This window comes from Mycobacterium kansasii ATCC 12478, from assembly GCF_000157895.3.
Taxonomy (GTDB): Bacteria; Actinomycetota; Actinomycetes; order Mycobacteriales; family Mycobacteriaceae; genus Mycobacterium; species Mycobacterium kansasii.
Genome location: NC_022663.1, coordinates 5,270,154 through 5,286,112, shown reverse-complemented (window position 1 = coordinate 5,286,112; position 15,959 = coordinate 5,270,154). Strand labels below are relative to the sequence as shown.

Sequence of the window (15,959 nt, the reverse complement as noted above, 5' to 3'; positions counted from 1 at the left end):
GGAGGTCGGAATGCGCAACAACGACATGGCAGTAGTGGTCCGCGGTATTCACAAGGCGTTCGGCACGGTGGTGGCCCTCGATGACGTCAGTTTCGAAGTGGGCCGCGGCGAAGTGATCGGGCTGCTCGGCCCCAACGGAGCCGGCAAGACCACCATGGTGGACATCTTGTCGACGCTGACCCGGCCCGATGGCGGCTCGGCGACGGTCGCCGGCCACGACGTCGTTTCCGATCCGGCCGGTGTGCGCCGCTCGATCATGGTCACCGGACAGCAGGTGGCCGTCGACGACGCCCTGACCGGCGAGCAGAACCTGGTGTTATTCGGTCGCCTGTACGGGCTGAGCAAGTCCGCGGCACGTCGCAGGTCGCAGGAACTGCTCGAGCAATTTGGGCTCATGCACGCCGCAAAGCGGCGGGTGAGCACCTATTCGGGCGGGATGCGTCGGCGCATAGACATCGCGTGCGGATTGGTGGTCCAGCCGCAGGTGGCGTTCCTCGACGAGCCCACCACAGGGCTGGACCCAAGAAGCCGACAAGCTATTTGGGATCTGGTGGCCAGCTTCAAGAAGCTCGGCGTCGCCACCTTGTTGACGACGCAGTATCTCGAGGAGGCGGATGCGCTCAGCGACCGGATCATTTTGATCGACCACGGCACGATCATCGCGGAGGGCACCGCGAATGAGCTCAAGCACCGTGCCGGCGACACATTCTGCGAAATCGTGCCGCGGGATCTCAAGGACCTGGACGCTATCGTCGCGGCGCTCGGTTCACTGTTGCCCGAACAGAGCAGGGCCATTCTGACACCCGAGTCAGACCGGATCACCATGCCGGCACCAGGCGGGACCCGCACCCTGATCGAGGCCGCGCGCCGGATCGACGAGGCGAACATCGAGCTGGCCGACATCGCACTGCGCCGGCCGTCGCTCGATGACGTATTCCTGTCCATGACAACAGATCCCAGCGAGTCACTGAGTCATCTAGCGTCGGCGGGCATGCGATGAGCGCCGCGGCCACCGTTCCAACCCCAACACCGGCCTTCGAGGGGTTCGGCCCGAAGGTGGAAAAGCTAAACCAGTCAACGCTTTGGCAATGGCGGGTGCTCATCAGCCGTTTGTTCTTGCGCACGAGCATCGGCGAATTATTCACCACCGCCGGCGCGCCGGTGGTTTTCATGGTGGGCTTCTATATACCCTTCGCCATACCGTGGAACCACTTTGTCGGGGGTGCAAGCTCCGGCGTCGCCAGTAACCTAGGGCAATACATCACGCCATTGGTCACACTGCAGGCCATCTCGTTCGCCGCCATCGGGTCGGGCTTCCGGGCGGCAACCGACTCGCTGCTGGGTGTCAATAGACGGTTTAGCTCAATGCCGATCGCCCCGGTGACGCCGGTGCTTGCCCGAGCGACGGTCTCGGTGTACCGGTGCTCGATCGGTTTGGCGGTATCGCTGGTCTGCGGCTACGTGATCGGATTCCGGTTCCACCGCGGGGCCCTCTATATCGTCGGCTTTTGCCTCTTGGTGCTGGCGATCGGGGCCGTGCTGTCATTCGGCACTGACCTGCTCGGCACGGTTACCAAAAACCCCGACGCCATGCTGCCCCTGCTGACCTTGCCCATTTTGATCTTCGGACTACTGTCGGTCGGCCTCATGCCGTTGAGGCTGTTTCCTCGGTGGATCCACCCGTTCGTCCGCAACCAACCGATCTCCCAGTTCGTTGAGGCGATGCGGGCGCTGGCCGGCGATACCACCAAAAGAGTCTTACCGGTGACCTGGCCTGTCATGGCGCCGACGCTAGCGTGGCTCGTCGGTTTCACACTGTTCTTGGTGCCCATGTCCATCGTCGTCCTGTCCAAGCGGCGATGATGCCCGTGACAACTCAGGAAGTCGGGCTCGCGCCGGCGCGCTCGCAGGACCCGGAGAACTCTGTTCGCCTGCTCATTGAGCAAACTCTGTTGCAGACCAAACGGTTACTTATTCGGTGGGCACGTGACTACGTCACCGTCATCGGAGCGATCGTGTTGCCGATTCTGTTCATGGTGGTGTTGAACATCGTGCTCGGCAACCTGGCTTACGCCGTGACCCACGACAGCGGGCTCTACAGCATTGTTCCGCTCATCTCGATCGGTGCCGCTATCACTGGCTCAACATTCGTCGCGATAGACCTGATGCGCGAGCGCTCCATGGGCTTGCTTTCCCGATTGTGGGTGGTGCCGGTGCACCGGGCATCGGGCCTGATCGCTCGAATTCTGGCAAACGCGATTCGGACTCTGTTCACCACTCTGGTGATGCTGGGCACGGGCGTTGTCTTGGGTTTCCGGTTTCGGCAGGGCATGATCGCGAGCCTCATGTGGGTGAGTGTCCCGGTGATACTTGGCATCGCAATCGCCGCTATCGTCACCACCGTCGCGCTCTACACCGCGCAGACCGTAGTGGTTGAAGGCGTCGAGCTGGTGCAGGCAATCGCGATCTTCTTCTCCACCGGTCTGGTACCGCTCAACTCATATCCGAGCTGGATTCAGCCGGTCGTCGCCCATCAGCCAGTGAGCTATGCCATTGCGGCGATGCGAGGATATGCGATGGGCGGTCCCGTCCTATCTCCGATGATCGGGATGTTGTTGTGGACCATAGGTATTTGCGTCGCATGCGCCGTACCCATGGCCATCGGCTACCGACGGGCCAGCACGCACTGACCGAGCATGCGCTGGCCCGGCATGCAATGACCAGTAGGGGGTCTCGAGGTGTTTTCCGGATCCGTGATTCGAAAGCTGTCACACAGTGAGGAAATCTTTGCGCAATACGAAGTCTTCACTTCGATGACAATCCAGCTGCGCGGCGCTGTCGAGGTCGACGCGCTGTCGGATGCTTTCGATGCCCTCCTCGAGGCCCACCCGGTCTTGGCGGGTCACCTCGAGCCATGCCCCGATGGCGGTTGGAATCTGGTTGCCGACGACATGCTCCACTCCGGGATCTATGTAGTCGACGGCACCAACGGGGCGTCTTCGGGAGACTCGCAAATCCGGCTCGACCAGAGTGTCTCGTTGATGGATTCACGGCTGGTGCTCAACGAGGGAGGGGCCGAGCTGACCCTTTATGTCCATCACAGCATGGCCGATGGTCACCACGGGGCCGCTCTCGTCGACGAGCTGTTCTCGCGGTACACCGATGCCGTAACTACTGGTGATCCCGGTCCGATAATCCCGCAGTCCGCGCCGCTGCCCATGGAGATCCTGCTCGAACAGCGGGGCGTCAAGAAGCAAGGGTTATCGGGAGCCGAGCGTTTCATGTCGGTGATGTTCGCCTATGACCTCCCTGACACCACCAAGGCGGCTGTTCTCGCCGATCCTGGATCGCCCCAAGCCGTTCCAGTTAGCAGACTCCTGCTCTCCAAGCTTGAGACATCGGACCTCGTTGCGTTCGGCCGCGAGCATCGACTCAGCATCAACGCGGTGGTCGCGGCGGCTATCCTGCTGACCGAGTGGCGCCTGCGCAATACCCCGCACGTCCCGATTCCCTACGTCTACCCCGTCGACCTACGATTTCTTCTTGCGCCACCGGTGGCCCCGACCGAAAGCACAAACCTGCTCGGGGCGGCCTCCTACCTTGCAGAGATCGGCCCGGATACCGACATCGTAGATCTCGCAAGCGATATCGTTGCCACCCTGCGCGCGGATTTGGCCAATGGTGTGATCCAGCAGTCGGGGCTCCACTTCGGCACAGCATTCGAAGGAACTCCTGCGGGGCTGCCGCCACTTGTCTTCTGCACCGACGCCACCGCGTTCCCAACTATGCGCACACCGCCGGGTCTTGAGCTGAAAGACATTCGAGGCCAATTCTATTGCTCCATCAGCGTCCCTCTCGATCTGTATTCGTGTGGCGTCTACGATGGGCAACTGATCATCGAGCATCATGGGCACCTGGCGGAACCGGAAAAGTCCCTCGAGATGATACGTTCCTTGCTGTGCACTGTTCCCTCCGAGTATGGCTGGGTTATGGAATAACCGGATGTCAACCGCTGCAGAGCAATTCGCCAGCCAGTCTTGGGGACTGGCATCCCGTGGGTGATGCAGGTAGCGCCGGCGTTGCCGGATAACCGGTTTGCCGACCACATCGGTTCGGCGCTTGATCTGCTTCATTGAGCCACTCAACGGATTGGTCGACCAACTCCTTTCCCATGGGGCACAGGAGATCAGCGGACGCGGTGATGCCGGCGGCGATGGTGTCGAGCTGAGTGCAGAGGAGACGACCGCCGCGGCGACCTTCGCTGCTGAGCCCTTGGTACTTGGAGCTGCTGCGGCGCGAGCGGGCGGATGCCGTTGGGGGACATGCCATCGTCGGTTGACCAGCGCGCTCGACGCCGACGAACACCACGCGGTCAGGCAGGACCACGTGACCCCACGGGATCTGGCAGAAGATCATCGCGTCCAGCACACCATAACGGCGTCCAGCGGGCGACATCACACCGATGATTTCCGCGGATTCTCCACCGTGATGATTATCATAAAAAAAGTCACTTTCATTTGCAGGACGGGCGTGTTCGCTAACTTCGAAAAAGGCCAACGCCAATCGTATTAGCCCGAATTTGCCGCCAATCGTCGTACCAACGAATGCGGGTATCTGCTACGATCCTGCGGTGCAGTGGCCGCCTCAGAACATGTTGAGCCGGTGGGCCGGGTCACGCTGACCTGGTACTGAGCCGGAGAGAGGCAACCCACGGAACCAACTAGGTTGACAACATGCGTGCCTGAGTATCGCCACGGCCATACTCGAGTCCGCGCCGACACCATCGGTTCCGTCCAGCCACTGGCCAAATGGCCGACATTTCAATAACCACGGACTGGCTAGTGAGGAGATGACGGGATGGACGTGGCGGGCGCATTCATGCGACTGATGGACGTATTGCGGAAACTCACGAGCGCTGTGGCCCAGCTGATTTACCGACCGACCGGCTCGGCGGCGGAAGAATACCATAAGTGGTACTACAGCAACTTGGTGTGGAATCAGACTACCTGGTTGGGCGTCCAGTGCTGGAAGTCCGTGAGCGATATGTGGAATTACCAGGAGATCCTGTTCGACTTGAAGCCCTCGCTGGTCATCGAGTTCGGAAGCCGCTACGGCGGTTCGGCGCTGTTCTTCGCGAACGTCATGAGACACGCCGGCCAACCGTTCAAGGTGGTTTCCGTAGACATCTCACACAAGGCCCTCGATCCGATAGCCCGGCGGGATCCTGACATTCTGTTCATTGAGTCCTCATCCACTGCCCCAGCCGTTGCCGAGCACATCGAACGACTCAAAGGCGAGTACCGCGGCAATATCTTCGCCATCCTGGACAGCGACCACTCCATGGATCACGTACTGGCCGAGATGAAACTGCTGCGGCCCCTACTCTCCTCCGGCGACTACCTGGTAGTCGAAGACTCCGATATCAATGGGCATCCCGTCCTCCCGGGGTTCGGACCCGGCCCATACGAGGCCATCGAGGCTTACGAGCGTGAATTCCCAAACGATTACAAGCATGACGTGGCGCGGGAGAACAAGTTCGGCTGGACATCTGCTCCTAACGGATACTTGATCCGCAACTAAGCCGTCGGCCACCAGAATTGGATGGCCGAGGCCGTATGCACGGCAGGAATCAGGCAAGCGAGCGACCGGCGCGGCGGGTGATCCGTTCGGCCGCGGATGCCAATTGCGCTGTGCCGAATAGTTTTCCGGGTTCATCGTAGGGTCGGGAATGACGCCGTCGGCATTCTCGACGGCTCTGGGCGGGCTAGCCGAATGCCCCCGACGTGCTCGGCCATCGGCTGACCACCGACCGGCCGGCCCACCCCGGCATTGTCCGACCGACGGACTGTGGCTTTGCGATGCCGCCAGGTGGGCACGCGGCCGGTTGATCGCACGCGTCAACCTGCCGTTGCGTAGCTTGACAAGCGCTGGATAGAGCCGGTATGCACTCCGCCCGCCTCACAGTGACACCCTCACGGGCGCAACGAGTTTGTCGCCCACAAAGCGCGGCGCAGACAACCCTAAGCCCCGGTGACGCGTGCGGCTGACGTGATCAGCCGCCGTTGTGCCAACAGTTGAAGGGCAGCGGTATCAGCAGTATCAGTGGTATCAGTGGTATCAGTATCGGACACAGCGGCGGAGGCGTGGCAGACCGCTCTGGCGGTCATCGAGCTGACCATTTGGACCTTGACCGGCAGCCTGTCATACTCCGCATATGGCACTCAAAGACCGCGTGTACGACGTGGTTCTCCCAGTCGGCTGGAAGCTGAATCAGAAGGCCCAGAAGTATATTTACCCATCCTTCACCAAGCGCGTCGCCACCGATGAGCTGGTGTTCCTCAACATGGGCTATGAAGAGGATCCACCGATGGCGATACCGCTGGAACCCTCTGACGAGCCCGACCGATACTCCATCCAGCTTTACCACCGTGTTGCGACCCAGGTGGATCTCACCGGCAAACGGGTGCTGGAAGTCGGTGCCGGGCACGGCGGCGGAGCCTCATACCTCACGCGTACTTTGCACCCGGCGTCCTACACCGGATTGGACCTGAACCCGGCCGGCATTGCGTTTTGCCAGAAGAAACACCATGTTCCCGGCCTCGATTTCGTGCAGGGCGATGCCCAGAACCTGCCATTCGCCGACGAATCGTTCGACGCCGTGATCAACATCGAATCCTCGCTCTACTACCCTGATTTCCCCCGCTTCCTCGGCGAAGTGGCGCGGGTCCTGCGTCCGGGAGGCCATTTCCTGTACACCGATTTCCGGCTCCCGTTTGGCATTGACGCCTGGGAGACGGCGCTGGCCGACGCGCCGATGCGAATCGTTTCGCAGACCGAGATCAATGATGAGATCCTGCGCGGATACGAGAAACTGTCGCCGTCACTGAAGGCGCTTTACGATCGCAATACGCCGCGGCTGTTACGGGGCTTATACGCAAAGCTTTTCGCAGTGGATGGCAAGACCACACATCCCCTGAAAAGCTGGGGATTCTCTTACCGGGTCTATTGCTTAGCCAAAGCCTGAGGCGGCATCGGAGACATTGACCGACCGCAGGCACCCCGCGGGACACCGCTGAGCCAGCGGCTGATCCAGGCCTCGTCTTCAAAACCGCTGACGCTGCGTCGCACTGACAGCGCCGCCTCTCGGCGGTGACGTCGCGCGCCTGCGATCAGCGCCATGGAGGCCCGTCCTCCGGTAATTCCGGTAATGTTGTCCGCCAACAACTTTGGCGGACAGGTAGGAGGCGCCGGGGACGACTAACGAGTCGCCCCCGGGCCAACCAAGCTCCGGCCGTTATGCCGCCGGCGTCGCCGCTTCCTCCTGGGCCAGCGTGTCCGCCAGGTGCTGGGCCAACGCGCGCGCGGTGTTGTGCGTCGCGATGACCTTGGGAGACAAGCGGATCCCGGCCTCGGCTTCAATGTGTGTACGCATTTCGAGCATGCCCAGCGAGTCCAGACCGTATTCGAGGAATGGGCGGTCGGCGTCGACTGTACGACGCAGGATCACGCTAGCCTGCTCGACTATGAGACGCCGCAGTCGGGCGGGCCATTCATCTTGCGGCACCGACATCAGCTCGGTGCGGAATTTGCTTGGACCCCTTGAACCTTGACCAGCGGATTGGAACATTTCACCCCACGGGCTGCGCCGGACGAGGTCGGGTAGCCAGGGCGCCCCGATGATGGGGATGTACCCGGTGTACGCGCGGTCATAGCGCAGCAATGTTTCGAAGGCGTACGCACCTTCGTCCGGGGTGATCATGACTTCGCCGCCCTCGGCCAGGAACGTGGCGCGACCTACCTCCGCCCACGCACCCCACGCGATCGCGCAGACCGGCAGTCCTTGAGCACGGCGCCAGTGAGCGAAGGCGTCGACCCAACTGTTGGCCGCGGCGTAGGCACCCTGACCGGGCGACCCCAATAGGGCCGCGCCCGAGGAGAACAAGCAGAACCAGTCCAGCGGCTGTCCGCTCATGGCGCGGTGCAGGTTCCAAGATCCGAAAACCTTGGGGGACCAGTCGCGGTCGATCAGCTCATCGGTGATGTTGGTCAGCGTGGCGTCCTCGACCACCGCCGCCGAATGCAGCACGCCGCGTACCGGAAGCCCGGTGGCGGTCGCCACGCTCACCAGGCGGTCACCGGTCTCAGGTTCGGCGATATTGCCGCACTCCACCACGATGTCGGCACCGGCCGCGCGAAGACTCTCGATGGCCTGCCGCGCCTTGGGGTTTGGCTGGGAGCGCGCGGTCAGCACGATCCGGCCGCAGCCCGCCGCAGCCAGTTTCGAGGCGAAGAAGAGGCCGAGGCCCCCTAAGCCACCGGTGATGATGTACGCGCCGTCGCGGCGGAACACCGGCACCTGCTCCGGAGACACCACGGCACTGCTGCGCCCGCTGCGCGGCATGTCGAGCAGCAGCTTGCCGGTGTGCTCGGCATTGCTCATCGCCCGGATCGCGTTGGCCGCGTCGGCCAACGGGTAGTGCGTGCACTCTGGTGCGGTCAGCACACCGTCCGCGGTCAGTTTGAACACCGTGGTGAGCAACTCGCGGACCCGGTCGGGCTGCAGCACGGACATCAGCGCCAGGTCCAGGTAGTAGAACGTCAAGCCGCGACGGAACGGGTACAGCCCCACCCGGGTGTTGCCGTACACGTCGGCTTTGCCGATTTCGACGAACCGCCCACCGAACGCCAACAGCTCCAGCCCCGCACGCTGGGCCGCGCCGGTCAGCGAGTTCAGCACGATATCCACCCCGTACCCGTCGGTGTCGCGCCGGATTTGATCGGCGAACTCGACGCTGCGGGAGTCGTAGACGTGCTCGATGCCCATGTCGTGCAGCATGGCGCGCTTGCGCGGATTGCCGGCGGTCGCGAAGATCTCCGCTCCGGCAGCACGCGCAATGGAAATGGCCGCCTGTCCCACCCCACCGGTTGCGGAGTGGATCAGCACTTTGTCACCGGCCTTGATCCCGGCCAGGTCGTGCAGCCCGTACCAAGCGGTCGCGTTTGCGGTGGCAGCCGCGATCGCCTGCTCATCGGCCAGCCCGGGCGGAAGCGTGACTGCGAGGTTGGCGTTGCACGTGAGGAAGTTGCGCCAGCAGCCGCCTTCGGAAAAGCCGCCGACACGGTCACCGACCTGGTGGTCGGCCACCCCTTCCCCGACCGCCGTCACCACACCGACGAAATCCATGCCCAACTGCGGCTCGCGGTCGTCGATGATGGGGAATTTTCCGAACGCGATAAGAACGTCGGCGAAGTTGATGCTGGAGTGGGTGACAGCCACCTCGATCTGTCCGGGCCCGGGCGGAACGCGATCACAGGCGGCGAGCTCCAGAGTTTGCAGGTCGCCGGGAGTACGGACTTGCAGCCGCACACTGTCGCGTTCGTGGTCGACGATGGTGGTTTGCCGCTCGTCATGGCTCAGCGGGCTGGGGCACAGGCGCGCCACATACCAGTCACCATCGCGCCAGGCGGTCTCGTCCTCATCGGAGCCTCCCAGCAGCTGCTGGGCCACCTTTTCGACTTCCGTGTGCTCGTCCACATCGATGTGGGTGGTGCGCAGCAGCGGCTGTTCGCTGCCGATCACGCGCAGCAAGCCGCGCAGCCCGGCCTGCTCCAGGTTCGCCTCGTCGTCCGACCGAACTATCTGGGCTTGCCTGGTGACTACGAACAGGCGAGGAAGCTCACCCTCCAATTCCGCCAGCTCCCGGATGATCCGAACCAGATGACGCACCTGCTCGCGGCCCTCCAGCAGGCTTTCCTGGTCCGGCTCGCCGCCGCGTGGCCCACAGAGGATCACTACACCGTCGTTCGCGCGAGCACGCAGCTGACTGCCGAGCTTTTCCAGCGTGGTCGCCGCCTCGGCCTCCCTCGGCAAGTGCAGGGTGCTGCATTCGGTGCCTTGGGGGCCGTGGGTTTTCAGTGCGTCCGTCAACGTGGACGTCAGCATGTCGGCGCCGTCGGAGGTGTCGATCAGCAGCCATGATCCCGCCTCGGCCTGGGTGGCCTCGGGCAGGTTTCGCTGCTGCCACGCCAGGGTCAGCAGCCGCTCGCTGAGCACGCGGTTGCGCTCGGCGCTTTCGGACGTACCGGTTCCCATGTGCAGGCCACGCACCGCCAGCAGCACGGTCCCGTGCTCGTCCAACACGTCGAGGTCAGCCTCGCCCCCGGTGACCCCGGCCTTGGTCAGCCGTGTGTAGCAGTAGCGGGCATTGCGGGTTGGTCCGTAGATACGCAGGCTGCGCACACCCAACGGCAACAGCAGACCTCCGCCGCCGGCGGCATCGACGCCAGCACCGACCGACTGGAAACAGGCATCCAGCAGCGCGGGATGGACGCGGTAGGCGCCCTGCTGGAAGCGGATCGAAGCGGGCAACCCGACCTCCGCCAACACGGTGCCGCCTCCGGCCTCCGCAGTGTGCGCGGTGGCCAGACCGCTGAACGCGGAACCCAACTGCACGCCACGCTTGGCGAACGATTCCCGCATCTCGGCCCCGTTCACACTGGACGGGTGCGCCGCCAACAGCGCGGTGATGTCGTATGCCGGCGGCAACGAATCGTCCTCGACGGCATGCAGCGTCGCGGTGGCGTGCCGCGTAATCTCACCGTCCTGATTGGACGCGACCGCGAAGCTGACGACACCTGGCGCATCCACCGACGCGATTGCGTCGATCGGGGTCTGCTCGTCGAGCAAGAGCATTTGCTCAAAGGCGATGTCGCGGACCTCCGACGCCTCGCCGAAAACCTCCCCCGCCGCGGCCAAGGCCATCTCACAGTAGGCGGCGCCGGGCAGCGCGGCCACGCTATGCACCTGGTGGTCGCTGAGCCAGGACAACGTCGCGGTACCGATATCGGCCTGCCAGACGTGGCGCTCCGGCTGTTCGGTCAGCCGCACATGCGAGCCGAGCAGCGGATGCACGGTAATGGTGCAGGCCCCTTGTGCCCGTTGTTCTTGCCCTTCGCCTTCGATGAACAAGTGCGGGTGGGTCCACGCCGGCAACGGCGTATCGACCAGCCGGCCCGCGGGATACAACACCGAAAAGTCCACGGCGGCACCCGCGCTGTGCAGATCAGTCAGCAATCCGCGCAGCCCGAGAGGCAGCGGCTGCTCACGCCGCATGCCCGCCAGAGCCGCCGCCGACATGTCGAGGCTACGGGCGGTCTGGTCGACGGCACGGGTCAGCAACGGGTGAGGTGATAGCTCCGCGAAGACCCGATAGCCGTCCTCCAGCGCAGCCTGCACCGCCGCGGCGAATTGGACCGTGTTCCGCAGATTGTCCACCCAGTACCGGGCATCGCACAGCGGCCGCTCGCGCGGGTCGAACAACGTCGCCGAGTAGTACGGAACCTTGGGTGTCATCGGTTTGAGATCGGCCAATGCCGCCGCCAAGTCGTCAAGGATCGGGTCGACTTGAGGCGAATGCGATGCGACGTCGACGGCCACCTCCCGCGCCATCACGTCACGCTGCTCCCACCGTGCGACCAGATCGCGCACCGTTTCGGTGGCTCCGCCGATCACCGTCGACTGCGGCGAGGCCACCACCGAGACCGCGACATCGTCGATTCCGCGTGCCATCAGCTCCGAATTCACTTGTTTGGCAGGCAGTTCCACCGACGCCATCGCGCCGGCCCCGGAAATGCGGCACATCAACTTCGAGCGGCGGCAGATGACACGCGCCCCATCTTCCAGCGACAGCGCTCCAGCGGCCACGGCCGCAGCCGCTTCGCCCAGCGAGTGTCCGACCACTGCGCCCGGGCGGACCCCGTAGGACTGCTCCATCGTGGCGGCCAACGCCGTCTGCATCGCAAAGATGGTCGGCTGCACCTTATCGATGCCGGTCACCGTCTCCGGCGCCGTCATGGCCTCGGTAACCGAAAAGCCCGATTCTTCGGCAATGACCGGCTCGAGCGCTGCGATGGTGGCGGCGAAAACCGGTTCGCTCGCCAGCAGGTCAACGCCCATCGCCGCCCACTGCGAACCCTGGCCGGAAAATACCCACACCGGTCCGCGGTCGCCCTGCCCCACCGCGGCCTCATACGGGAGTTCGCCATCGGCCACCTCCCGCAAACCCTGGACCAGCTCGGGCAGACCGCTGGCCACCACCGCGGTGCGCACCGGCCGGTGTGCGCGGCGACGCGCCAGCGTGTAAGCCACATCGGACGCCACCACGGAGTCCTGGTGGTCTTCTACCCATTCGGCAAGCCGGCGTGCGGTCTGTCGCAGCCCTTCGGTGGAGCTGGACGAGATGGGGAACAGCAGCGGCCCACCCGCCTCGGCCGCCGGCGCGGAAACTGCTGCCGGAGCTTGTGCTGGTGGCGGTGCTTGCTCCAGGATGGCGTGCACGTTCGTTCCCGACATCCCGAACGACGACACCGCGACCCGCTTCGGCGCGTGGTCGTCGCCATTGGGCCACGGCGTAACCGCCTGCGGCACAAAGAGTCCCGTCTCGATCCCGGCAAGTTCATCGGGAAGCCGGTTGAAGTGCAGCAGCGGCGGCAGCACCCCGTGCTGCATCGACAGAATGGCCTTGATCAGCCCGACCGCCCCCGCCGCGGCAGTGCTGTGGCCCATGTTGCTCTTGGCCGATCCGAGCGCACAACGGGTGCCGGTGCCGTACACCCGCGCCAGGCCCCGGTATTCGATCGGGTCACCGATTGGTGTGCCGGTGCCGTGCGCCTCCACCGCGCCGACCGTGTCGGCCTCCACGCCCGCCGCCGCCAACGCCGCGCGGTACACGGCCACCTGGGCGTCCTCCGACGGCATCGTGAGCGTCTCCGTGCGACCGTCCTGATTGGTGGCGGTGCCGCGTACCACCGCGAGAATCCGGTTGCCGTCGCGCAGCGCATCCGGCAGTCGCTTGAGCAGCACCATCGCGCACCCCTCGGAGCGCACAAACCCGTCCGCGTCGGCGTCGAAGGAGTGGCAACGGCCGGTCGGCGACAGCATGCCCTGACCGGATGCCGCCACGCTTGCATGCGGCTCCAGAAGCACCGCGCAGCCACCCGCCAAAGCGAGGTCGCTTTCGCCGTCGTGCAGGCTGCGACAGGCCAAGTGCACCGCCATCAGACCCGACGAACACGCGGTGTCAAAAGTCAATGCCGGCCCATGCAGGCCCAGTGCGTAGGCGATCCGCCCGGACGCCACGCTGTTGTTCAGTCCGGTAACCACGTAGGGGCTCGCCAAACCGCTGGCCCCATGGGTGACTACCAGATAGTCCTCGTGGGTCAGCCCAGTGAACACCGCTGTCGAGGACCCGGCCAACGACGCCGGGTCCAAGCCGGCATGCTCGATCGCCTCCCACGAGGTTTCCAGCAACAGCCGATGCTGCGGATCGATCGAGATCGCCTCCCGCTCGCTGATCCCGAAGAACTCGGCATCGAACCCCGCGACGTCGTCGAGGAACGCACCCCACCGCGACACCGTCCGACCTGGCACTCCGGGCTCAGGGTCGTAATAGTCGTCGGCCTCCCAGCGGTCTGCTGGAATCTCGGTGACCAAGTCGTCGCCACGCAGCAACGACTCCCACAGTTTCTCGGGCGAGTCGATTCCCCCCGGAAGCCGACATCCCATGCCGATGACCGCAATGGGAGTGACACGTGTTTCCATTCGCTCTCTAACCTCGTCTCAGCTCAGCTCAACGGGAGTTACCCGACGACATCCCCGAATTTTTCGAACAGGCAGCGAGTTGGCCGCAGCGCCGCTCTGCCAGTCCCTAGCCCGGATCTCGACACCAAGGCAGGTCTCGGAGAGACAAGCTTAGACGGCTGTACAAGATTCTGAGAACCAATGGAGCGAATTCCTCCGGTTTTGGCCGCGGTTGGGCGGCTGAGCAGCGCAGATGGAATCGCCGACTGCCGACCAACGCTTCCGACGAGGGTGGTCCCGATCCAGCCTGGTTTCGTCTCGGCAGCAATCTGACGTCCAAAGCGTCGAGATGACGCAATGGCGTGCCAAACGCTGCCATACGTTCCCCGGCGGCCACAGTGCAGAACCTGGCAGGTCCGCACGGCGTGACCCGCGTGTCGGCTTCGCCTGGCTGCACCTGCGTCATCGGCGCCGTGCCGCTGAATTTGCGGTTGTGCACCTGCGGCCCGCTGGGCCATACCCTGCGGATGCCGTCTCACAGCCGTCATGACGGCTGGACGGTAACGTGATAGCTCATGAGTGTGCGTTCCCTGCCCGCCGCGCTTCGCGCGTGCGCCCGGCTACAGCCCAATGACCCAGCGTTCACCTACATCGATTACGAAAAGGACTGGGCCGGTCTCCCGGAGAGCCTGACGTGGTCACAGTTGTACCGGCGGACGTTGAACGTCGCACGTGAGCTGAGTCATTGCGTTCCGGCCGGTGAGCGCGCAATGATATTGGCCCCCCAGGGGCTCGATTACATCACCGCTTTTCTCGGCGCGTTACAGGCCGGAGTTATCGCGATTCCGCTTGCGGTCCCACAGGGCGGCGCCACCAATGAACGCGTTGATGCGGTACTACAGGACGCGTCGCCGGGTGCCATTCTCACGACATCCGCTGTTATCGACGATGTCAGCCAGCACGTTACGGCCCAGCCTGGTAAGTCCGCGCCCTCAATCATCGAAGTTGATTTACTCGACCTGGATTCTGCGAGTGGATCCAGTGCCGGCGACGATAACCACCCATCGATTGCGTATCTGCAATATACCTCCGGGTCGACCCGTACCCCGGCGGGCGTCGTGATGACGCATCAGAACCTTCGGACCAATTTCGAACAGCTGATGGCCGGCTACTTTGCCGACACCGACGGGATCCCGCCGCCAGGTTCGACCCTTGTTTCGTGGCTGCCGTTTTATCACGACATGGGTTTGGTTCTGGGAGTTTGTGCGGCGATCTTGGGCGGGTATCCATCACTGTTGACCAGCCCAGTCGCGTTCCTGGCACGTCCGGCACGGTGGTTGCACCTGCTGGCCAGCACCCCTCACACATTCTCCGCGGCGCCGAATTTCGCCTTCGAACTGGCGACAAAAAGGGTATCTGACGACGAAATGGCCGGGCATGACCTCGGTGAAGTACTCACCATCCTCAGTGGCAGCGAGCGGGTGCACCCGGCGACGATCAAACGCTTCGCCGACCGATTTGCGCGCTTCAATCTGCAAGAAAAGGTGATCCGTCCCTCGTACGGCCTGGCAGAAGCAACTGTGTTCGTGGCCACCAGCAGGCCTAACCATCCGCCAAAATTCGTCGATTTCGACACTGAAAAATTGACCGACGGCGAAGCAAAGCCCTGCAACAACGGAGACGGCACACCGCTAGTCAGCTATGTTTTGCCGCAATCACCTATTGTGCGAATCGTCGATCCGGAAAGCGGCACCGAATGCCCCGACGGAACGGTCGGTGAGATTTGGGTGCACGGCGACAACGTGGCTACCGGCTACTGGCAAAAACCTGAAGAGAATGCACGCACTTTCGACGCAAAGATTGTGAACCCTCTGGCGGGAACACCTGAAGGTCCTTGGCTGAGAACCGGAGACTCGGGTTTTGTCAGGGACGGCGAATTGTTCATCATCGGCCGGATCAAAGACCTGCTGATCGTTTACGGGCGCAATCACTCTCCCGACGACATCGAGGCGACGATCCAAGAGATCACCCGAGGCCGCTGCGCGGCAATATCGGTCCCCAGCGATCGCAGCACCGAAAAGCTGGTCGCCATCATCGAACTCAAAAAGCGCGGCGACTCGGATCCGGATGCGATGGAGCGGCTGGGCGCCATTAAGCGTGAGGTCACCTCGGCTTTATCGGCTTCACATGGTCTTAGCGTCGCGGACCTGGTGTTGGTTGCGCCGGGCTCGATCCCGATTACCACCAGCGGCAAGGTCAGGCGAGCAGCATGCGTCGAGCAATACCGCCAAGATCAATTCGCTCGCTTAGACGTTTGACGAGGCCGGCCGTCATCCCCAGAATTGGTACATCCGTGTGAAAACGTCGTGCCCGGACACCG

The 15,959-nt window shown here is 63.5% G+C and carries 9 protein-coding genes; 7 read left to right on the top strand and 2 right to left on the bottom strand.

Annotated elements, in window-relative coordinates; genetic code table 11:
- The first annotated feature begins 10 nt into the window (after positions 1-10).
- From MKAN_RS22920 to MKAN_RS22905, 4 genes are read left to right on the top strand one after another with little or no spacing between them, the layout of a single operon-like run.
- On the top strand, positions 11-1,000 hold the full coding sequence (locus MKAN_RS22920) for an ATP-binding cassette domain-containing protein (RefSeq protein WP_036391950.1): 990 nt from the start codon (positions 11-13) through the stop codon (positions 998-1,000).
- Positions 997-1,863 carry an ABC transporter permease gene (locus MKAN_RS22915; RefSeq protein WP_023372266.1) on the top strand — a complete coding sequence of 289 codons (867 nt, stop codon included), beginning with the start codon at positions 997-999 and terminating at the stop codon, positions 1,861-1,863. The genes MKAN_RS22920 and MKAN_RS22915 overlap by 4 nt, the downstream gene beginning before the upstream one ends.
- Positions 1,860-2,690 (top strand): ABC transporter permease, encoded by an 831-nt coding sequence (locus MKAN_RS22910; RefSeq protein WP_023372265.1) that lies wholly within the window; start codon positions 1,860-1,862, stop codon positions 2,688-2,690. Before MKAN_RS22915 ends, MKAN_RS22910 begins: the two co-directional genes overlap by 4 nt.
- A 48-nt stretch (positions 2,691-2,738) precedes the next feature.
- Positions 2,739-3,998 (top strand): phthiocerol/phthiodiolone dimycocerosyl transferase, encoded by a 1,260-nt coding sequence (locus MKAN_RS22905; RefSeq protein ID WP_023372264.1) that lies wholly within the window; start codon positions 2,739-2,741, stop codon positions 3,996-3,998.
- 7 nt (positions 3,999-4,005) lie between these two features.
- Here the strand turns inward: MKAN_RS22905 and MKAN_RS30770 are convergent, their stop codons facing one another.
- A complete protein-coding gene (locus MKAN_RS30770; protein ID WP_129111665.1) occupies positions 4,006-4,557 on the bottom strand; it encodes a hypothetical protein in 552 nt (183 codons plus the stop codon).
- Positions 4,558-4,857: 300 nt separating this feature from the next.
- On the opposite strand from MKAN_RS30770, the gene MKAN_RS22895 reads away from it, so the two are divergent.
- Positions 4,858-5,580, top strand: a complete 723-nt coding sequence (locus MKAN_RS22895) for a rhamnosyl O-methyltransferase (RefSeq protein WP_023372262.1) — start codon at positions 4,858-4,860, stop codon at positions 5,578-5,580.
- Positions 5,581-6,214: 634 nt separating this feature from the next.
- A complete protein-coding gene (mtf2, locus tag MKAN_RS22890; protein WP_023372261.1) occupies positions 6,215-7,024 on the top strand; it encodes a fatty-acid O-methyltransferase Mtf2 in 810 nt (269 codons plus the stop codon).
- 270 nt (positions 7,025-7,294) lie between these two features.
- Here the strand turns inward: mtf2 and pks2 are convergent, their stop codons facing one another.
- Positions 7,295-13,600 carry a sulfolipid-1 biosynthesis phthioceranic/hydroxyphthioceranic acid synthase gene (gene pks2, locus MKAN_RS22885; RefSeq protein WP_023372260.1) on the bottom strand — a complete coding sequence of 2,102 codons (6,306 nt, stop codon included), beginning with the start codon at positions 13,598-13,600 and terminating at the stop codon, positions 7,295-7,297.
- Positions 13,601-14,154: 554 nt separating this feature from the next.
- Here pks2 and fadD28 point away from each other — a divergent pair.
- Positions 14,155-15,897 carry a fatty-acid--AMP ligase FAAL28/FadD28 gene (gene fadD28 / locus MKAN_RS22880; protein WP_023372259.1) on the top strand — a complete coding sequence of 581 codons (1,743 nt, stop codon included), beginning with the start codon at positions 14,155-14,157 and terminating at the stop codon, positions 15,895-15,897.
- The last annotated feature ends 62 nt before the right edge of the window (positions 15,898-15,959 follow it).

What these genes read in the sequence shown, in the direction of transcription:
- MKAN_RS22920 (WP_036391950.1), top strand. Translation starts at nt 11, where the DNA reads ATGCGCAACAACGACATGGCAGTAGTGGTCCGCGGTATTCACAAGGCG.
- MKAN_RS22915 (WP_023372266.1), top strand. Translation starts at nt 997, where the DNA reads ATGAGCGCCGCGGCCACCGTTCCAACCCCAACACCGGCCTTCGAGGGG.
- MKAN_RS22910 (WP_023372265.1), top strand. Translation starts at nt 1,860, where the DNA reads ATGATGCCCGTGACAACTCAGGAAGTCGGGCTCGCGCCGGCGCGCTCG.
- MKAN_RS22895 (WP_023372262.1), top strand. Translation starts at nt 4,858, where the DNA reads ATGGACGTGGCGGGCGCATTCATGCGACTGATGGACGTATTGCGGAAA.
- mtf2 (WP_023372261.1), top strand. Translation starts at nt 6,215, where the DNA reads ATGGCACTCAAAGACCGCGTGTACGACGTGGTTCTCCCAGTCGGCTGG.
- pks2 (WP_023372260.1), bottom strand. Translation starts at nt 13,600, where the DNA reads ATGGAAACACGTGTCACTCCCATTGCGGTCATCGGCATGGGATGTCGG.
- fadD28 (WP_023372259.1), top strand. Translation starts at nt 14,155, where the DNA reads ATGAGTGTGCGTTCCCTGCCCGCCGCGCTTCGCGCGTGCGCCCGGCTA.